General features: G+C 74.0%; 13 protein-coding genes, 1 tRNA gene and 1 pseudogene. 10 read left to right on the top strand and 5 right to left on the bottom strand.

The window, feature by feature from the left end; translation table 11 throughout:
* Positions 1-133: 133 nt before the first annotated feature.
* The 9 genes and pseudogenes from ACFVXG_RS25435 to ACFVXG_RS25395 form a co-directional block, all read left to right on the top strand.
* Positions 134-1,279, top strand: coding sequence for a VOC family protein (locus ACFVXG_RS25435; RefSeq protein WP_387930718.1), 1,146 nt, complete (start codon positions 134-136; stop codon positions 1,277-1,279).
* 28 nt (positions 1,280-1,307) lie between these two features.
* Positions 1,308-2,246, top strand: a complete 939-nt coding sequence (locus ACFVXG_RS25430) for a fumarylacetoacetate hydrolase family protein (RefSeq protein WP_387930717.1) — start codon at positions 1,308-1,310, stop codon at positions 2,244-2,246.
* A gap of 20 nt (positions 2,247-2,266) precedes the next feature.
* The gene (locus tag ACFVXG_RS25425; protein ID WP_387930716.1) at positions 2,267-3,853 is read left to right on the top strand and encodes a bifunctional 3-(3-hydroxy-phenyl)propionate/3-hydroxycinnamic acid hydroxylase; all 1,587 of its coding nucleotides are present in this window, start codon (positions 2,267-2,269) and stop codon (positions 3,851-3,853) included.
* Positions 3,850-5,817: an acetoacetate--CoA ligase gene (locus ACFVXG_RS25420; RefSeq protein ID WP_387930715.1), complete on the top strand. Its 1,968-nt coding sequence runs from the start codon at positions 3,850-3,852 to the stop codon at positions 5,815-5,817. The genes ACFVXG_RS25425 and ACFVXG_RS25420 overlap by 4 nt, the downstream gene beginning before the upstream one ends.
* Positions 5,814-6,167, top strand: a complete 354-nt coding sequence (locus ACFVXG_RS25415) for a DoxX family protein (RefSeq protein ID WP_387930714.1) — start codon at positions 5,814-5,816, stop codon at positions 6,165-6,167. Before ACFVXG_RS25420 ends, ACFVXG_RS25415 begins: the two co-directional genes overlap by 4 nt.
* 528 nt (positions 6,168-6,695) lie before the next feature.
* The gene (locus tag ACFVXG_RS25410) at positions 6,696-8,357 is read left to right on the top strand and encodes a hypothetical protein (protein WP_387930837.1); all 1,662 of its coding nucleotides are present in this window, start codon (positions 6,696-6,698) and stop codon (positions 8,355-8,357) included.
* On the top strand, positions 8,354-8,698 hold the full coding sequence (locus ACFVXG_RS25405) for an L-rhamnose mutarotase (protein WP_387930713.1): 345 nt from the start codon (positions 8,354-8,356) through the stop codon (positions 8,696-8,698). Before ACFVXG_RS25410 ends, ACFVXG_RS25405 begins: the two co-directional genes overlap by 4 nt.
* 37 nt (positions 8,699-8,735) lie before the next feature.
* Complete coding sequence (locus ACFVXG_RS25400) at positions 8,736-9,650, top strand: amidohydrolase family protein (RefSeq protein ID WP_387930712.1); 915 nt, start codon at positions 8,736-8,738, stop codon at positions 9,648-9,650.
* Between the two features lie 110 nt (positions 9,651-9,760).
* Positions 9,761-9,940, top strand: a pseudogene (locus ACFVXG_RS25395) (Zn-dependent alcohol dehydrogenase); the annotation flags it as partial.
* A 310-nt stretch (positions 9,941-10,250) separates the two neighbouring features.
* Here ACFVXG_RS25395 and ACFVXG_RS25390 read toward each other — a convergent pair.
* A tRNA-Thr gene (locus tag ACFVXG_RS25390) sits at positions 10,251-10,327 on the bottom strand.
* A gap of 184 nt (positions 10,328-10,511) precedes the next feature.
* On the opposite strand from ACFVXG_RS25390, the gene leuE reads away from it, so the two are divergent.
* Positions 10,512-11,177, top strand: coding sequence for a leucine efflux protein LeuE (gene leuE, locus ACFVXG_RS25385; RefSeq protein ID WP_387930711.1), 666 nt, complete (start codon positions 10,512-10,514; stop codon positions 11,175-11,177).
* Positions 11,178-11,199: 22 nt separating this feature from the next.
* Here the strand turns inward: leuE and ACFVXG_RS25380 are convergent, their stop codons facing one another.
* The 4 genes from ACFVXG_RS25380 to tmk form a co-directional block, all read right to left on the bottom strand.
* On the bottom strand, positions 11,200-12,870 hold the full coding sequence (locus ACFVXG_RS25380; RefSeq protein ID WP_387930710.1) for an alpha/beta hydrolase: 1,671 nt from the start codon (positions 12,868-12,870) through the stop codon (positions 11,200-11,202).
* Positions 12,871-13,052: 182 nt separating this feature from the next.
* Entirely contained in the window at positions 13,053-14,237 is a 1,185-nt protein-coding gene (locus ACFVXG_RS25375; RefSeq protein WP_387930709.1) for a hypothetical protein, read from the bottom strand.
* Between the two features lie 284 nt (positions 14,238-14,521).
* Entirely contained in the window at positions 14,522-15,733 is a 1,212-nt protein-coding gene (locus tag ACFVXG_RS25370) for a DNA polymerase III subunit delta' (protein ID WP_387930836.1), read from the bottom strand.
* A 270-nt stretch (positions 15,734-16,003) separates the two neighbouring features.
* Positions 16,004-19,351 (bottom strand): dTMP kinase, encoded by a 3,348-nt coding sequence (gene tmk / locus ACFVXG_RS25365; RefSeq protein ID WP_387930708.1) that lies wholly within the window; start codon positions 19,349-19,351, stop codon positions 16,004-16,006.
* Positions 19,352-19,375 lie beyond the last annotated feature (24 nt).

Below are 19,375 nucleotides of genomic sequence, written 5' to 3'. Positions count from 1 at the left end.
GCCGAGTCTAGCCGCGGAGACGATGACGCTCGCAGCTCTGATGATTTCATCACTTCTTGCCGCGGACGCCTTGACGATAGAAGTGTCACACTTGATGATTTCCTCATTACGGCAATGTTGCTCGGAGGGCACCATGTCTGAAACCCGCGTCGGCGAGCCCGATGCCAGGACGGCGCACCAGGACCTGCACAGCGAGCACGGAGCCCTGCGCGGCGAACACCCGGGCCGCTCCCGCAATCCCGTGATCAAGGTCGCCGATCTGGCCTGGCTGGAGTTCGAGAAGCCGGACCTCGCGCGGGCCGAGGTCTTCGCCCGCGACTTCGGCTTCGGCATCGCCGCGCGCAGCGAGCGCGCGCTGTGGCTGCGCGGCACCTTCGCCGGCTCACCGTGCATGGTGATCCGGCGCGGCCGCACCTCCCGCTTCATCGGCCCGGCGTTCCGCGCCGCCGAGCGGGCCGACCTGGACCGGCTGGCCCGCGCCACGGGCACCTCCGTGCGGGACGCGGACGTGCCCGGCGGCGGCAAGGTGGTCGACCTGCTCGACCCCTCCGGCTTCCCGGTCCGGGTCGTGCACTGCGGGGAGGAACTGCCGGCGCTGCCCGAGCAGCAGCCGCTGCTGCTCAACTTCGGCACCGAGCACCGTCGCACGAACGTCGCCCAGCGGCCGCCGCGGGAACCCTCCCGCATCCAGCGGCTGGGCCATGTGGTCCTGGAGACCCGCGTGTTCGGCCGGGCCCTGGAGTGGTACCTGGACACGCTCGGGATGATCGTCTCCGACTTCCTGTTCCTGGACGGGCAGCGCGACCGCGGACCCACGATGGCGTTCGTCCGGTGCGACCTCGGCAGCGTGCCGGCCGACCACCACACCCTGGCGATGCACCTGGGGCCGGGCACCGGCTACGTCCACTCCGCCTACCAGGTCACCGACCTGGACTCGCTCGCGGCCGGCGGCGAGTACCTCAAGGAGCGCGGCTACCAGCGCAGTTGGGGTATCGGCCGGCACATCCAGGGCAGCCAGCTGTTCGACTACTGGCGCGACCCGGACCGCCTCATGGTGGAGCACTTCGCCGACGGCGACCTGTTCTCCTGCGACGTCGAGCCCGGCTGGGCCCCGATGTCCACCAGCGGCCTGGCCCAGTGGGGGCCCGTGGCCACCCGCGACTTCCTCGGTGCCAGTCCCTCCCCGCAACGCGTCCGCGACGTGATCCAGGCGCTGCGGGGCGACAACGAGATGGACCCGGCACGCCTTTTCGGCCTGCTCAGGACCGCCCGGTCCTGAACCCCAACTCCCTGACGAAGGTACTGACATGAGCACCAATGTGCTGCGCACCGCCGACGGGTGGTGGGTCGTCCGCGGCGAGCGGGCCGTCCCCGTCGAGACCAAGGCCGCCACCACGGCCGAGCTGATCGCCGACCGTGACGCCGTGCGAGCGGCGACCCGCTCGGCCGACCCGGGCACGCCCGTCGCGGACCTCGCCGTCCTCTCGCCGGTCACCACCCCCTGCCGGGTGGTCGCCCAGATGGTCAACTACCGCAGCCACGCCCGCGATTCGGGCTTCACCGGCGACATCCCGCCCGCCTTCTTCCGCAAGGCCTCCGGGTCGGTCGGCGGACCCGGCGACGCCGTCGTGCGGCCCGCCCACGTGAGGTTCCTCGACTACGAGATCGAACTCGGGCTGGTCATGGGCGCCCCGCTGCCCATCGGCACCGTCGTCGAGGAGCGCGACCTGCCGTCCTACGTCGCCGGCCTGGTCATCACCAACGACGTCAGCGCCCGCGACGTCCAGCTGACCAGGACCCAGTTCTACGAGAGCAAGTCGTACCCCACCTTCACCCCGACCGGCCCCCACCTCGCCCTGCTGGAGCCGGAGGACTTCGCCCACCTCCTCGACCTGCGCCTGCGGCTGTCCGTCAACGGCGAGCCGCGCCAGGACCGCACCCTGGCCGACATGATCGTCCGCCCCGCCCGGGCACTGACCCTGCTGGCCCGGTTCCAGACCCTCGACCCCGGGGACCTGCTGCTGACCGGCACGCCCGGCGGCACGGCCCTGAAGGCCCCGCCGAAGCCGGTGGAGAAGATCGGGGCGCTGCTGCCGCCCGCGGTGAAGTGGAAGGCGTTCTTCGCGTCCCAGGCGAAGAACCCGCACTACCTGCACGCGGGAGACGTGATCACGGCGACGATCGCGACCCCGGACGGCCGGATCGACCTCGGCGAGCAGCGAACCCCCGTCACGGACGCGAAGTAACCCACCGAAGTGAGCCGCAGATGACTGTCGAAGCCAACGGGACGACCGTGCCGGTGGTGATCATAGGGGCCGGACCGGTGGGCGTCACCGCGGCCCTGCTGCTCGCCCGGCGCGGAGTACCCAGCGTCGTGCTGGAACGACACCGGGACCCCTACCCCCTCCCGCGTGCCGTCGCCACCGACGACGAGATCCGCCGGATCCTCCAGGCCGCGGGCGTCAGCGAGGAGTTCTCCGCCCTCGCCCGCCCCGCCAAGGGACTGCGGCTGCTGGACGCCCGGCACCAGGTGATGGCCGAGTTCCCGCGCAGCCCGCACGGCCACCACGGCTACCCGCAGAGCAGCATGTTCGACCAGCCCGAGCTGGAACGACTGCTGCGCGACGCCCTCGCCCGCCACCCGCAGTGCGAGCTGCGGGTCGGCGTCGAGGTCACCGCCGTCGAGGCGGACCCGAGCGGTCCGGTCCGCGTGACCTACCGCGACGGAGACGGGGAGCGCCGGCTGTGGGCCGAGGCGGTCCTCGGCTGCGACGGGGCCAACAGCCTCACCCGCGACGCCATCGGCGCGTCCTGGGAGGACCTGCACTTCGAGGAGAGCTGGACCGTCGTCGACGTCCGCACGAGCGCCGACGTGCGCTGCTGGGAGGGCGTCGACCAGGTCTGCGACCCGCGCCGCCCGGCGACGTTCATGCGGGTCGGCGAGGACCGCTACCGCTGGGAGTTCCGGCTGAGGGACGGCGACGAGCCGGTCCGCGAGCTGGTCGCGCCCTGGCTGCCGCCGTCCTGGGACGGGGACTTCGAGGTCCTGCGCAAGGCGCAGTACACCTTCCGCGCACGCATCGCCGACCGGTGGCGCCGCGGACGGGTCTTCCTCCTCGGCGACGCCGCCCACCTCACCCCGCCGTTCATCGGCCAGGGCCTGTGCGCGGGGCTGCGGGACGCCCACAACCTCACCTGGAAGCTCGCCCACGTCCTCGGCCAGGGCGGCGACGAGCGGCTGCTGGACACCTACGAGAGCGAACGCAAGCCGCACGCCCGCCACCTGGTACGGCTCGCCGTCCTGATGGGCTGGGCCATGACGGGCGGTCAGGACGGCGCCGCCGCGCTGCGCCGCAACGTCCTGGCCACGGCCTGCCGCCTACCGGGCCTGGCGGCGGCGCTCGGACGCGACCTCAGCCCGCGGCTGACCGCCGGGCCGCTGGTACGACGCCGCCTGCGCGGGGGCCTGGCCGGCCGCCACTGCCCCCAGCCGTCGATCAGCGTCGACGGACGCCGCGTCCGCCTCGACGAGTACCTCGGCGACTCCTTCACCATCCTGACCGCCGCCGACCCCGCGCCGTCGGTGCGGGCCCTCGCCCACGCGCTCGGCGTCCAGGTGGTCCCCGTGGCCGGCCTCGACGACGGCACCCTCGCCGCCTGGCTGCGCGGCGGCCGGGCGGACGCCGTCCTGCTGCGCCCCGACCGCGTCGTCCTGGACGTGGTCCCGGTCGGCGGCCACGACTTCACCGACACCGCCGGCTGGGCCCACCTCCTGCACAGCACGCGCAGCCCCCGACCCCTGCCACCGCACCAGTCCGCCACCGAGAGCCTGCTGAGGAGCGCCGCACGATGACCGGGCCGCAACCGTTCTCGACACCTGACCCCGAGGCTGTCGCGAGCAGCCGCATCATGGACTTCGCCCGCCGCGTCGGACGCGACGGCGCCGACTACGCCTCCCTGCACCACTGGTCGGTGACCGACCTGGAAGGCTTCTGGGGCGCGGTGTGGGAGTACTTCCGCGTCGACGCGGACACCGGCTACCAGCGGGTGCTGGCCGAGGAGCGGATGCCCGGGGCCCGCTGGTTCCCCGCAGCCACGCTCAACTACGCCCACCACGCCCTGCGCCACCAGGCGGACGACGACGTGGCGATCCTCGCCCTCGACGAGACCGGGGCCGCGCAGGAGGTGACGGCGGGTCGGCTGCGCGCCCAGGTCGCCTCGGTCGCCGCCACCCTGCGCGAGCTGGGCGTCGGCCAGGGGGACCGGGTGGTCGGCTACCTGCCCAACACCCCGCACGCCATCGTCGCGTTCCTCGCCGCCGCGAGCCTGGGCGCGGTGTGGTCGGTGTGCGGGCAGGACTACGCCCCCAAGGCCGCCGCCGACCGGTTCGGCCAGCTCGAACCCACCGTCCTGGTCGCCGCCGACGGCTACCTGTTCAACGGCACCACCCACGACCGCCGCGACGCCGCCCTCGAACTCGCCCGCGCGCTGCCCGGGTTGAAGGCCACCGTGCTGGTGGACCAGGTGGGCCTGCCGTGGCCGCCGCAGGCGTACCCGTCGCTGGTGGTGCCGTGGGAGGACGCCGCCACCCGCACCGAGGAACTCACCTGCACGCCGGTGCCCTTCGACCACCCGCTCTGGGTCGTGTTCTCCTCCGGCACCACCGGCCTGCCCAAGGGCATCGTCCACGGCCACGGCGGCGTCCTGCTGGAACACCTCAAGACCCTCGGCCTGCACTGCGACCTCGGCCCTGGCGATCGCCTGCTGTGGTACACCACCACCCACTGGATGATGTGGAACCTGGTCGCCTCGACCCTGCTGACCGGCGCGACGACCTGCACCTACGACGGCAGCCCGGCCCCCTTCGCCAAGCTCGACGTCCTGTGGGAGCTGGCCGCCCGCCACCGGGTCACCGTCTTCGGCACCAGCCCCCAGTACCTGCTGGGCATGGCCAAGTACGGCATCGGCCCCTCGGCACACGACCTGTCGTCGGTCCGCGTCGTCGGCTGCACCGGCTCGGCCCTGCCGGCCTCCGCGTACCCGTGGGTGCGCGACCACGTCGGCGGCCACGTCCTGCTCGCCTCCATCAGCGGCGGCACCGACGTCGTCTCCGGCTTCGCCGGCAGCGCACCCACCACGCCCGTCTGGGCCGGGGAACTGTCCGCACCCCAGCTGGGTGTCGCGCTGGCCGCCTACGACGCCACCGGGCGCCCGGTCCTCGACCAGGTCGGCGAACTGGTCGTCACCCGGCCCATGCCGTCCATGCCGCTCGCCTTCTGGAACGACCCCGACGGCAGCCGCTACCACGACGCCTACTTCGCCACCTACCCCGGCGTGTGGCGCCACGGCGACTGGATCACCCACACCTCCCACGGCTCGGTCGTCGTCCACGGACGCTCCGACAGCACCCTGAACCGCAACGGCGTACGCCTGGGCAGCGCGGACATCCACGACGTCGTCGAACGCCTCCCGGAGATCAGCGAGGCCCTGGTCATCGGCGCGGAAGAACCCGACGGCGGCTACTGGATGCCCCTGTTCGTCGTCCTCGCCGCCGACGCGACCCTGGACGACCCGCTGCGCGAGAAGATCAAGGAGGCGATCCGCACCGGAGCCTCACCGCGCCACGTCCCCGACGAGATCCTCGAAGTGCCCGGCATCCCGCACACCCGCACCGGCAAGAAACTCGAAGTCCCCGTCAAACGCCTCCTGCAAGGCGCCCCCGCCGAACAGGTCGTCAACCCCGCGGCCGTAGACGCCCCCGACCTCATCGACTACTACGCCCGCCTGGGCGCCGAACGCCGGGGCCGGGCACTGTGACAGCCGCGCAGATCATCCTCCCCGCCCTCCTGGCCCTGGTCTTCCTGCCACTGGGAGCGGCGAAGATCGCCGCGATGCCGTTCATGCGCCGGGCGGCAGCACACCTCGGCATGTCGCCGGGCCTCTACCGCGTCGTCGGCACCCTGGAGGTAGCCGGGGCCCTCGGGCTGGTACTCGGACTGGCGGTCGCCCCGGTCGGGGTGGCCGCCGCGACCGGGCTCGCGCTGCTGATGACTGCGGCCGCCTTAGCCCACCTGCGCCACGGCGACCCGCCCGCGCGGGCCCTGCCCGCCGCCATCCTGGCCCTGACGGCGGTGGCGTACGCCGGGGTGGCACTCGGTTCCGGCTGACGGCTGGCAGCCCAGCCCGGAGCCGTGGACTGCGCCGCGTCAGGCGATCATCGTCTGATGCCGGGTTCCCAAAGCAGGCGGCGGTACTTGGCGAGCCATAGCCCGGGTCAGCGTACAAGTGATCTTCACCAGGCGCAGGTCCGGCGGGCTTGTCCCGGCCGGGAGAACTCGGGGGACGGGAACTACCGCGCTGGCTGGCTGTGCACGTAGACGAACTTCCACTACTGGTTCGCCTCGCCCGTACGGCTCCACTGCGCCGGCAGTTCATACCCTGAGCGATCGGCGAGGGCCACCCGGTCGGCGCCAGACTGGGCGACCGCGGCACAGCCCGGTTCGGAGTCGGTCACCGCGGATGGTCTGCCCCATCGCGGCCCCCAGCTCGTCGTCAATCCTCACGTACAGCACGGTCAGGAGGGTGTTCAGATCTTGCGTCGCCGCATGACCTGAACACCCTCCGGCTCCGAGGAGGTGCTGGCCGCCAGCGAGAAGCACTGGGAGGGCGTGACCCGCCAGCTCACCGAGCTGGACATGCCCAAGGACGAGTACGAGCGCGGCTACGACTGGTTCCACCAGGGCGAGAGCCTGCTGCTGCTCTACTTCCTGTGCATGGCCGCCCCCGACCGCTGGTCCGAGCGGGCCGTGCGCTTCGCCGAGCTGTACGTCGACCCGGCCCACGGCAACTACGACCCGCAGCACCGGATCATCACCCGGCCGCACAACGGCAGCGACCCGGACCGCACGGGCGTCTCCGACGGCGACGTCTACCCCTGGCTGCAGAACGAGGCGGACACCTACGGCTACCCGCTGGAGTGGATACCGCAGGCCCAGGAGGGCGGCCCGTTCCCGCTCGACTCGGACCCGCGGCTGGGCGAGCAGATGCGCAAGCGGATGGGCGTCGGCGACACCGCCGTCAACCTCGCCGCGGCCGGGCTGGTCCTGAACGCCTGGATCCTCACCCACGAGGAGCGCTACCGCGACTGGATCGTGCAGTACGTCGGCGCCTGGCGCGAGCGCGCCGAGGCGAACGGCGGCGTGCTCCCCGACAACGTCAGCCCGGACGGCGTGGTCGGCGGTCTGCACGAGGGCCGCTGGTACGGCGGCCACTACGGCTGGTCCTGGCCGCACGGCTGGCACAGCGTGGGCCACGCGGCGGCCGTCGCGGCGCTCGCGGCGGCCACCGTCACCGGCGACGACGACTACCTGTCGATGGTCTCCAGCACGCTGGACGCCATGATCGAGCAGGGCAAGGTGATGCCGCACACCGAGGCCGACTCCAGCCTGCCCGCCAAGTGGGCGGTCGAGCTGGTCGAGGACAAGCACACCCCGACGCTGCACATCCCCTTCCGGTACCAGGACTCGGGCTGGTTCGACTACAACCCGCCGACCCCGCCCGTGCCGGTGGCGCTGTGGCACCACACGGCGGCCGACGCCGACCGCGCCCGCCTGGAGCGGCTGCGCGAGGCCGACGGCATCGACTGGCGCACCCTGCGCTCGTTCCGCTCGAAGGAGGAGTCGGCGCACGAGAAGGCCTGGTTCGCCTTCCTGGCCGGCGACGACCCCGGCTACCCCGAACGGATCCTGGCCACCGCGCAGGCCCAGATCCGCCACCGCCTGCGGCGCGTCGAGCGGTACAAGGACCTGGACGTGCCCGAGGCCGACATCCACGTCTGGCAGCAGTGCAACCCGGTCGCCACCGAGGCCCTGGTCCAGCTCACCTGGGGCGGCCCGCAGGTGCTGTACAACGGCGGCCTGCAGCAGGCCCGGGTGCGCTACCACGACGCCGACGCCCGCCGGGCCGGCCTGCCGCAGGACGTGGCCGCCCTGGTCACCTCCATCGACCCCGAGGCCACCACCGTCGAGCTGGTCAACCTCTCGCCCGAGGCGGAGCGCACGGTGATCGTCCAGGCCGGCGCCATGGCCGAGCACACCATCACCTCGGTGCGGTACACGACCTGCGCGGACGACGCCCGGATCGGCGACATGTACGACTACGGCCACAGCGAGCGAGTGGTCACCGAGGCCGAGCTCCCGTGCAACAGCCCGTACCTGACGGTTAGTCTGCCCGCCTCCACCCGTGTCCGGCTCACCCTGCGGCTCGGGCTGCGCAGCCGCACTCCCAGCTACCGCACCCCGTTCGACACCGCGGCCGAGCAGGCCAACTCCACTGGGACGACAGGGGACTCGGCGTGAAGCGCGTCGCCCAGACCGTCCGGCTCCGCCCCGAGCACCGCGAGGAGTACCTCCGGCTCCACTCCGCCGTGTGGCCCGGCGTAGAAGCCGCCCTGCTCCGGGCGAACATCCGCAACTACAGCATCTACCTCCACGGTGACGTGCTGTTCGCCTACATGGAATACACCGGCGACGACTTCGAGGCGGACATGGCGTCCATCGAGGCCCACCCCGAGACCCAGCGCTGGTGGAAGCTCACCGACCCGTGCCAGGAGCCCTTCCCCGACCGGGGCGACTCCCGCCAGTGGACGGAGCTCCCCGAGATCTGGCACCTCAGCCCGCCCGACGACGCCACCGCCTGACCCGGTCCGCACCAGCCCGACCCGACTTGGATCACCCGTGAACGCACCCGTGCTCGTCAACGCCCACCACCACCTGTGGGACCTCGCCCACCGTCCGCAGCCCTGGCTGGACAACCCCGGCGTGGCATCGATCCGCCGTACCTTCACCCCCGATGACCTGCACTCCGCTGCCACCCACCCCGTCGCGGGCCGGCGGCTGCACAGCACGGTGGTCGTCCAGTGCATCGCGGAGGTCGCCGAGACCGAGGACCTGCTCGCGCTCGCCGAACGGGAGCCGCTGATCCAGGCCGTGGTCGGCTGGGCCGACCTGACGTCACCGACCATCGGTGACGTACTCGACCAGCTGCAAGCCGGACCGGGCGGCGGGTACCTGCGCTCCCTGCGGCATCTCGTCCAGGGCGAGACGGACCCGAACTGGCTGCAACGCCCCAACGTGGAAAGCGGGTTGCGGGCGGCGCGGGATCGCGGACTGCGTTACGACGTGCTGGTGCGCGACCATCAGCTCGATCAGGCGGTCCGCCTCGCGGAACGCTTCCCCGACCTGCCCCAGGTCCTCAACCACGCGGGCAAGCCGGACCTCGTCCGACAGGACATCGAGGGTTGGGAACGTGGAATCCGACAACTGGCCGCACACCCGCACGTGGTGTGCAAGGTCTCCGGGCTGATCACCGAGGCCGACCACATCCACTGGACCACCGCCGACATCCGCCCCGCCTGGGACGTACTGGTCTGCGCCTTCGGGCCCGAGCGGCTCATGTTCGGCTCCGATTGGCCGGTCGCCAACCTCGCCAGCGGCTGGAACCGGTGGGCCGGCACCGTGGACGAACTGCTCACCGGCTGGAGCGAAAGCGACGTCCACGCGCTCCTCGCCGGCACGGCGAGCGCGTTCTACTGCCTCCCTACGCCGGAGGAAGGCGACGTCTCCGCGGACGGCGGCACGCACACCATCTGACCGTCGCGCCCATCCGGGTGTGCGCGCCCATCGCGTACGCCGACAAACCCCGCTGGACATTCACGTCTGCTGATCATCGGTGTCCGCACTGAAGGGACCCTGACCACACGGTGACACTCGCCGTCCGCTCCTCGTCCGCCCGCACCTCGACACGGCTCCCGCGCTCACCAGGCCGCCCGGCCCCGGCAAGGCGGAACTGGCCCCGGCCTACGCCGGCATCTGCGGTACCGACGTTGCACATCTTCCACGCCGACACGGACGCCCGGGTCTCCGCGCCCGCCGTTCCGGGACTCCTCCACTTACTTGTCGACATCGGACAGCCCGTCTAAGACCGACGCCCCCGCTCACGACCATCTATCCGCACCCCCGATGCACGCTCGTCCACCGGCTGTCCACCGAGGCTCTCCGCCAGCGGGTGGCCCGCCTTGGCCTTCTTGGCAAAGCCCCAGGTCAAGAAAGGTTTCCCGAGGATTCGATAACCTCAGCGAACCGGCGACCTACGCATTGTGATGCATAGAGTTCGGGTGTCCGATTTTCCCGATTCCCATGGTCACAGAAACGGAAAAACCCCAGGTCAGCGGCCTGACTTGGGGTTCACCATGGAGCCGCCTATGGGATTCGAACCCATGACCTACGCATTACGAGTGCGTTGCTCTGGCCAACTGAGCTAAGGCGGCACCGCTGTCACGTGTGGTGGCAACGCGGGTCAGTCTACACAGGTTCGCAGGTGATCCGTAGCCGAGGTGGTGGGGTGGCGGGTGGGGGTGGGCGGGGCGGATGGTTTCTGCTTCAACCGATCAGCGGTACGACGTTAGGATGAGCGCCCCCCTGCCGGCCCTTCCCCACCCCCCCGGAGCCACCGTGTTCGGTGTCAACGACCTGGCGACGTACGTCCTCGGCGCCCTCGTCATCATCCTGCTGCCCGGCCCCAACTCGCTGTACGTGCTGTCGGTCGCCGCCCGCAAGGGCATCCGGACCGGGTACCGGGCCGCGGCGGGCGTGTTCGTGGGCGACCTCACGTTGATCAGCCTGACCTCGCTGGGGGCCGCCTCGCTGTTGAAGGCCAACCCGGCGGTGTTCGCGGTGGTGAAGTTCGGCGGCGCCGCGTACCTGCTGTGGATCGGGTTCGGAATGCTGCGGGCGGCCCGCCAGCTGTGGCGCGAGCACCGGGCGGCCGCCGAGGCCGGCCCCGCGGGTAAGGCCGAGACGGCGGCGGCGGAGGCGGGCGAGCGGCCGTTCCGGCGGGCGCTGGTGATCAGCCTGCTGAACCCGAAGGCGATCCTGTTCCTGCTGTCGTTCTTCACCCAGTTCGTGGACCCGCACTACGGGCAGCCCGTGCTCTCCTTCGCCCTGCTGGGCGGGATCCTGCAGACCTTCAGCATGCTGTACCTCTCGCTGCTGATCTTCGCCGGCACCACGCTGGCGACCGCCTTCCGCCGCCGTCGGCGCCTGTCCGCGACCCTGACCAGCGGTGTCGCCGTCCTGTTCGCGGGCTTCGCCGCGAAGCTGGCGGTCTCCTCCGCCTGAGCGCGAACCTGCCGGCGAGCCGCTACCGGTCGCAGCGCTTGCCCTGCTCCGGGGCCTCCCCGGTGAGCAGGAAGCGGTTGACCGCGCCGTCGACGCAGGTGCTGCGGCGGCCGTACGCGGTGTGGCCGTCGCCGTCGTAGGTGAGCAGGCGGCCGGACTCCAGCTGTCCGGCCAGTGAGCGGGCCCAGTCGTAGGGGGTGGCCGGGTCGCGGGTGGTGCCGATGACGACGATCGGGGCGGCGCCCGCGGCGCGGATGGTGTGGGCCGCTCCGGTGGCCCGGACCGGCCAGTAGGCGCAGGTCAGGGCCATCCAGGCCATGTCGCGCCCGAAGTGGGGCGAGGCGCGTTCGAAGTCCGGTACGGCCCGCTGGACGTCCTCGGGTGAGCGGAACGGGGCGGGCAGGTCGAGGCAGTTGACGGCCGTGTTGGCGAACATCAGGTTGGGGTAGGAGCCGTCCGCCGAGCGCCCGTAGTAGGCGTCGGAGAGCTTCAGCAGCCCGCTGCCGTCGCCGGCCCTGGCGTCGGTGAGCGCGGTGCGCAGCTTGGGCCAGAGGAACTCGGCGTACATGGCCTGGATGACGCCGGTGGTGGCCTGGGAGCCGGTGAGCCGCCGCCCGTTGTCGGTGCTGGGCAGCGACTGGGCGTGGACGGCCGTGAGCAGGGCGGTGAGCTGGTCCCCGACCTGCTGTTCGGTGCGGCCGAGCGGGCAGTCCTCACGCTTGGCGCAGTCCTCGGCGAAGGCGGCCCAGGCGGTCTCGAAGCCGCCCGCCTGGGTGCGGTTGCCGGTGACCGAGTCGAGTGCCGGGTCCATCGCGCCGTCCAGCACCACCCGCCCGACCCGGCCGGGGAACAGCCCGGCGTAGGTGGCGCCGAGGAAGGTGCCGTACGACTTTCCGACGAAGTTCAGCCGCTCGTCGCCGAGCAGGGCGCGCAGCACGTCCATGTCGCGGGCCGCCTCGACGGTGCTGAGGTGGCCGAGCGCGGCCCCGGCCTGCCGGCGGCAGCCTTCGGCGAACTCCTTGTCGGCGGCGACCAGGGCGTCGATCGCCCGCTGGTCGCCGGGGGCCAGGTCGGCGGCGGTGAAGGCGTCCATCCGTTCGCCGTTGAGGCAGCTGACGGGGTTGCTGCGGCCGACCCCGCGCGGGTCGAGGCCGACCAGGTCGTACCGGGCGCGGACCGTGCGGTCGTACGTCCCGGCGACGGCCTCCAGGTACTCGATCGCCGAGCCGCCGGGACCGCCCGGGTTGAGCAGCAGCGAACCCGCCCGGGGATCGCCGCCGGAACCGCCGGACTCGCCGGGTACGGCGGCGGCGCGGGCGGCCGAGAGGGTGAGCTCCCCGTCGCCGGGGCGGTCGTAGTCCAGCGGGACCCGGAAGGTGGCGCACTCGAAGCCGCCGTCGCACGACTGCCACTCCGGGTGCTGCGCGTAGTACGGCGCGAGCGCGGCGGGTACGGCGGCGGGCAGCGGCTCCAGCGGGGTGGCGGCGGCGTTCGCCGTGGCGGCGCCGACGCCGGGCGCGTCGGAGGGGGCCTGCCCGGACACCCCGCCGCCGCCCGTCCCGGCCTGCCCCGAGGAAGCCCGGCTGCACCCGCCCGCCCCGACCGCCAGCAGCCCCACCGCGACCACCGCGGCAACCGCCCGGACCCGCCCGGAGCCCCGCACCCGCACCCGCACCCGCACCCTCTTCCTCATCCGCTTCCTCTCCCTCTCCACCGCTCCGAGCAAAGTACGAGCACGAGCACGAGTCCACGAACGAGTACAAGAACGTGTACGGGAACGAGCACGGAGGAACGCCGCTGCCCGGTACCCACCCCGGGTACCGGGCAGCGTAACGCCGGCTCGACCTACGCCCACGACGCCCCGACCGGCGTCGCTCAGGACGCCTTGGCCAGCGCCTCGGCCAGGAACTGCGCCGCCTGCCGGACCAGCCGCAGCCGCTCCCGGTCCGCGGAGTAGTCCTGCACGTTGTCCGAGATCCGCACCTCGGCCTTGGCCGCCGGGCCCGGCCCGGCCTTGAGCGCGGTCTGCAGCTTGCGGGCCGCGTCCAGCCCGGCGGAGTCGCCCTTGGCGGCGGCCAGCAGCAGCTTGGCCGAGCTGCCCGCCGGGGCCTCGGCGCCGGTCTGGGTGAGCGCGGCGGCATCGTAGCGGCCGGAGACGGCGGCGGCCGCGCCGTACAGGTCGGGGCGGGCCAGCCCGGCCGCGGCGGCGCACGGCGCGCCGCCGTCGACCCCGAGGGCGCCCCAGGAGGCCGGGCCGGGCTGGAGGGTGCGGAAGGAGGCGGCGATGGTGGTGCGCAGGGTCGCGTCGTCGGCGACGGCGGCCGGGGCCGCGGCGACCAGCTCGCAGGGGTGCGCGGTGCCGTTCGGCGCCTCGGGGGCGACCAGGATGAACGGGCGGGCGCGGCCGGCCTGCAGGGCCGCACCGACGCCCTCGAAGACGTCCGGGACCTCGGCGTCGGCGGTCTTGCTCGGGGTGGCGGCGTGCATCACGACGACCGGGAAGCGCGCGTTCGGCTCCTTGGCGTACTGCGGCGGCAGCCAGACCCGGACGTTGCGCGGCTTCCCGTCGGGGCCGAGCACGGCGGACTGCAGCAGCTCGCCGCCGCCCGGGTGTCCGACGCTGTCGAAGCGGCTGACCACGGCGGGGGTGGCGGCCGCTGTGCCGGCCCCCGCCGCGGCCGACTCGGTGGTGGCGGGCGGCGCCGCCTGCTGCCGACCGGCCGCACCGGGCGCACCCGCCGCTCCAGGCGTACCCGCCGCGGAGCCCGCCCAGGCCCCGGCGGCGGCCGCGTCGACGGCGGGCTCCGCCCGGTCCGTCGTCCCCCCGCCGTGGCCCAGACCGCCGAACGCCCCGAGCGCGGTGAGCAGCGTCAACGCGGTGACGCACACCCCGCAGACCATCGCCCCGCCCGCCCGGACCAGCATCGGCCACCGGTCGCCCGCCAGCTCGTAGGTCGCGGCGGCCCGCAGGTCGCGCCAGCGCTGGAGCGCACCGCGCGCCAGCCAGATCCCGCCGACGGCGGCAGCCAGCAGGGGAATGACGAGGAGCGGACGAACCACGGAACGCACCACCTCGGGACGAGGGCCGGCGCCGGACCGGACCCGGTGCCGTGCAGGAGACGACCGCTCCGGCGGCAGGCCCTCCCGACCGGGAGGACCGGGACACGGCCGGGACGCAGTCGGCCCCCAGCGTGCACAACGGGCGCTCCGTCACACGCGGGTGTGCCCGGCGAGTATCGCCCGTTCACTCGAAGGTGGGACGCCGAGCCGACTCCGGGCGGCTCCGGGCGGCGTACGGACACCGCTCCGAGAGCCAGGCGCGGGCCCGGCCCCCGGAACGGACCTCAGCCCGCCCGCAGCGCCACCGTCATCGCCTCGACCGCCAGCAGCGGGTCCACGTTGCGGTCCAGCGCCACCCGGCAGGCGAGCACCGCCTCGATCCGGCGCAGCGTGCCCTCGGGCGTGCCGTCCTGGGCGACCCGGTTCAACGCCTGCCGCTGGTCCTCGTTGGCGAGCGAGCCGGTGGAGCCGAGCTGGATCGCCAGCACGTCCCGGTAGAAGCCGAGCAGGTCGAGCAGCGCGACCCCGAGGGTCTCCCGGCGGGTGCGGGTGGCCCGGCTCTTCTGCCGCTTCTCCAGCTCCTTGACGGCCCCGGCCATGCCGCGCGGCGCCTTGCTGCCCTCGGCGGCGCCGTAGGCGGCCTTGAGGTCGTCGGTCTCCTTGGCGTCCTGGGTCTCGGCGAGCGCCTCGGCATCGGCCTTGGCGGTGTCGACCAGACGCTGGGCGGCGGTCAGGCAGCCGCCGATGTCGGCGACCTCCAGCGGGATCCGCAGCACCTCGGCCCGGCGGGTGCGGGCCTGCTCGTCGACGGCGAGGCGGCGGGTGCGCTCGATGTCGCCCTGCCCGGCGAGCGCGGCGAGCCGGGCGGTCTCCGGGTCGACGCCGTCGCGGCGGACCAGCATGTCGGCGACCGCCTCGGCGGCGGGCGTGCGCAGCACCAGCAGGCGGCAGCGCGAGCGGATGGTCGGCAGCACGTCCTGGACGGAGGGGGCGCAGAGCATCCAGACGGTGCGCGGGGAGGGCTCCTCCACGCCCTTGAGCAGCGCGTTGGCGGCGGCCTCGGTCAGCCGGTGGGCGGCGTCCACCAGGATCACCGACCAGCGGCCGCCGGTCGGGTAGCTGGAGGCGCGCAGGACCAGGTCGCGCATGTCGCCGACGCCGATCGACAAGCCGTCGGTCCGCACGTACTTGACGTCGGCGTGGCTGCCGGCCAGCACGGTGTGGCAGCCGTCGCAGAACCCGCAGCCGGGCGTGCCGCCGAGCGCGAGGTCGGGGCTGGTGCACTGGAGGGCGGCGGCGAAGGCGCGCGCGGCGGTGACCTGGCCGGCCCCGGGCGGGCCGGTGAACAGCCAGGCGTGCGTCATCAGGGAGGCGTTCCCGCCCTGCTCGGGGGCTGCGCCGCGGCCAGCCTCGACCGCCGCCCCGGCCGCCCGGGCCGCGGCGGTCAGCTGGTCGACCACCCGTTCCTGGCCCACCAGGTCGTCCCAGACGGCCACTGCTGCTCCCAAGCTCCGTACGGCAGCGCTCCGCGCCGATTCCCCGCCGTCGAGCATACGTCTCCGCTCCGACAGCCACTGCTCCGTCCGCGTCACGCCGGGCCGCGGACAGCGGGCCCGGCCACGGACGACGGCCACCCCACGGCCCCACCACAGCCCCGGTACGGCCCGCCACGGCCGCCACGGCCCGGTATGACGACGGGCGGTGTCGCCCCGGAAGCCACTGCCCCGGGGCGGCACCGCCCGTCCCTACGTCCCTACGTCCCTACGTCAGCTGCGCCGGCCCCAGCGCCGGCCCTTGCCCTTGCCGCCGTCCTCGCCGCGGTCGTCCCCACCGCGCCGGGCCGAGCCGTCCTGGTCGCCGCCGTGGTCCCAGCGCGCCCACTCGTCACGCGAGCCGAGCAGGGTGTCGGTGAGGCTCGGCAGGTCGTCCATCGGCGTCTCCTCGGCCCACTCCGGCCGCGGCCGCTCGGCCGTGGACTGCGACTCGCCGGGCTGCGGAGCCACCGGCGGCTGAACCGGCTGCTGGACGGGCTGCGGCGCAGCCTGCCGCCCGTCCACCACCGGCAGCTCACGGGTGCTGTCCACCGGCTCCCCCGACCGCCCCGGCTCGACCCGCGGCAGCACAGCCGTCTCGTCCACAGCCGGAACCCTCGGCAGCACCGCCGTCTCATCCGCCGCAGGCACCGTCGGCAGCACCGCCGTCTCATCGACGGCGGGCACCTTCGGCAGCCGGGAGGTCTCCCCGGCAGCCTCCGCCGCCCGGACCGCCGCCTGCCGGTCGCGCAGCGTCAGCTCCCGCGTCGCCTCGTCGCCGAGCCCGTCCGCCGCGTCCCGCGGGGCGTCCGACACGGCCCGCAGCTGCGTCGTGGCAGCGTCACCGGCAACCGCGGACCCCGCCCGCTCCGTACCTGCCCGCTCCGCAACAGCCCGCTCCGAAGCCGTCTCCGCCGCCGCGGCAGCCGCCGCCAGCGCGGCGGCCTGCGCCAGCCGGGCCTCCTCGGCCCGCTGCAGCGCCTCCTCCGCCCGGCGCCGCTGCTCCTCGCGCGCCAGCTCCCGCTGCCGCTGGAGCTCGGCCTGGGCGGCCGCCTCGTCGGCGATCCGCTTGCGCTCGGCGGCCTCCGCGGCCAGCCGGGCCTCCTCGGCGGCGCGCTGCTTCGCCTCCTCCTCGGCGCGGCGCTTCGCGGCCTCCTCGGCCTTGCGCCGGGCCTCGGCGGCGACCCGCTCGGCCTCCTCCTTCGCCAGCCGCTCCTCCTCGGCCTGCTTGGCCCGCAGCTCCGCCAGCACCTCCTGGCGCTTGCGCTCGGCGGCCTCCTCCTCGGCCTTCTTGCGGGCCTCCTCGGCGGCGCGCCGCTCGGCCTCCTCCTTGGCCAGCCGCTCCTGCTCGGCGCGGGCGGCCTTCTCCTGCTCGGAGAGCGGCAGCTCGCGGTCGAGCCGGTGGCGGATGGCGGTGGTGACGAAGCCGGGGGCCTGGCTGCCGTCCACGACGAGGTAGCGCGCCGGGTCGGCGGCCGCGAGGGCGAGGAAGCCGGCCCGGACCCGCTGGTGGAACTCGGTGGGCTCGGACTCCAGCCGGTCGAGCGCCTCGGTGAAGCGCTCCCGGGCCCGGGTCGGGTCGACGTCGAGCACCACGGTGAGGTCGGGCAGCAGCCCGCCGGTCGCCCAGCGGGAGATCCGGGCGACCTCGGTGGCGGCCAGGTCGCGCCCGGCGCCCTGGTAGGCGATGGAGGAGTCCATGTACCGGTCGGTGATCACCACGGCGCCGCGGGCGAGGGCCGGCCGGATGACGTTCTCGACGTGCTCGGCACGGTCGGCCGCGTAGATCAGCGCCTCGGCGCGGTGCGACAGGCCGGTGTTGCCGACGTCCAGGACGAGGCCGCGCAGCCGCTGGCCGACCGGGCTGCCGCCGGGCTCGCGGGTGAGCACGACCTCGTGCCCCTTGCCGCGGATCCATTCGGCGAGCGCCTGGGCCTGGGTGGACTTGCCGGCGCCGTCGCCGCCCTCCAGGGCGATGAAGAAGCCGGTGCCGGTCCCCCGGTGGGGCACCGGGCCGCTGCCGCCGCGGACCGCGTCGACCAGGTCCCGGCCGAACGGCACGGTGCCGCGCCGGTCGTCGGTGCGCAGCAGGACGACGGCGGCGAGGACGAGGGTGAGCAGGCCCGCGGTGGCGACGGCGAGGGCGCCACCGCCGTGGATGAAGGTGAACGAGCCGGGCTCGACGGTGCCGTACTCGACGTCGCCGTAGCCGGCGGCGATCAGCGGGACGACGACCAGGGCGGCGGCGACCACGGCCCGCAGCACCGCGTACAGGTGCTCGGTGACCTTGGGCAGCCGGGCCTCCTCGACCTCCTGGGCGAGCAGGTTGCGTCCGGCCGAGACGACGATCCCGGCGGCCAGTCCGGCCAGCACGGTGAGCAGCAGGACCAGCACGAAGTCCAGCACCAGCCCGGCCAGGATCAGCGCGACGCCCTCGGTGAGCAGCGCCAGCGCGAGCAGGCGGCGGCGGGAGAGCGAGGGCAGGGTGGCCCGGGTGAGCCGGGCGCCCAGCGCGGGGGCGCCGGCCGCGGCGAGCACGACCAGGCCGTAGCCGATCGGCCCGGCCCGGTGCTCGGCGGCGGTGAGCAGCGCCAGGGCGGCGACGCCCGCCATCGAGGCGAAGCCGGCCGCCACCGCGAAGGTGAAGTACGGGGCGCTGCCGGTGCGGCCCTTGCGCAGGGCCGGGCCGGGGGTCGCGTCGGTGGGGGCGCGCAGGCCGGTCAGCGGCGAGTGCGGGGCGACGCTCACGGGGCCGACGGGCAGCTGCTGGAGGTAGCTGCGGACGGCGGCGGCGGTGAGGAGTCCGGCCGCGCCGAGGGCGGCGAAGGTCAGCTGGTGGGCGCGCAGCCAGTCCGAACCGACTGCCGCGCCGATGTTGTTGAGCAGCGTGAAGGCGACCAGGCCGACGGCGCCCAGCGGCACGGTGACCCAGCCGGTGAACCGGTCGATGCTCCGGACGGTGTCCAGGTTGGCGGCGGCCGGCCGCCGCTCGGCGGCGGGGGCGTAGGGGTTCACGGGCGGCAGCAGGCCGGGGACGGCGACGGCCTTGGCGATGCCCCGGACCCGCTCGGCCGCACCGGTGAGGAACACGGTGGCGAGCAGCACGTAGGTGGCCGCGCCGGAGGGCTTCGGGCCGGAGCCGAGCCAGACCGTCCACCAGGGCGCGAGGCCGATCAGCAGGGCGCTCAGCGCGTCGGCGCCGACCAGCGTCCAGCGCCGGTCGAGCTTGCCGGCGATCAGCTGGTGCACCGGTTCCAGCAGCACCACGCCGAGCAGCCCGGTGGCCGCCACCCGCACGGCCAGGACGGCCGCGGTGGCGAAGGCGAGGCTGCGCGGCAGGTCGCCGAGCTGGCCGCCCTGGGCGGCGGCGATCACGGTGAGCGCGAGCAGCACCAGCAGCCCGAGCCGGTCGGCGGCGCCGCCGATCAGCTGGGTGGTCCACAGGCGCCGGTAGGACCTGGTCCGCAACAGTGCCCGGGCCCGGTCCACCGGGGTTCCGGCGGGCGCGACCTCGGGCAGGTCGGGCCCGGTGGCTCTGGCAGCCGGGGCGGCGCTGGGGGTGGGCTGCTCCTCGCTCGTCATACGGTCAGCGTAGCGGTCTGGGCT

The sequence above is a fragment of the Kitasatospora sp. NPDC058162 genome (genome assembly GCF_042884005.1).
GTDB lineage: Bacteria > Actinomycetota > Actinomycetes > Streptomycetales > Streptomycetaceae > Kitasatospora.
This window is presented reverse-complemented; position numbering and strand designations above follow the sequence as displayed.

Excerpts from the sequence above, each read along its gene's own strand:
- ACFVXG_RS25435 (WP_387930718.1), top strand. The coding sequence starts at position 134 with ATGTCTGAAACCCGCGTCGGCGAGCCCGATGCCAGGACGGCGCACCAG.
- ACFVXG_RS25430 (WP_387930717.1), top strand. The coding sequence starts at position 1,308 with ATGAGCACCAATGTGCTGCGCACCGCCGACGGGTGGTGGGTCGTCCGC.
- ACFVXG_RS25425 (WP_387930716.1), top strand. The coding sequence starts at position 2,267 with ATGACTGTCGAAGCCAACGGGACGACCGTGCCGGTGGTGATCATAGGG.
- ACFVXG_RS25420 (WP_387930715.1), top strand. The coding sequence starts at position 3,850 with ATGACCGGGCCGCAACCGTTCTCGACACCTGACCCCGAGGCTGTCGCG.
- ACFVXG_RS25410 (WP_387930837.1), top strand. The coding sequence starts at position 6,696 with ATGCCCAAGGACGAGTACGAGCGCGGCTACGACTGGTTCCACCAGGGC.
- ACFVXG_RS25380 (WP_387930710.1), bottom strand. The coding sequence starts at position 12,870 with ATGAGGAAGAGGGTGCGGGTGCGGGTGCGGGTGCGGGGCTCCGGGCGG.
- tmk (WP_387930708.1), bottom strand. The coding sequence starts at position 19,351 with ATGACGAGCGAGGAGCAGCCCACCCCCAGCGCCGCCCCGGCTGCCAGA.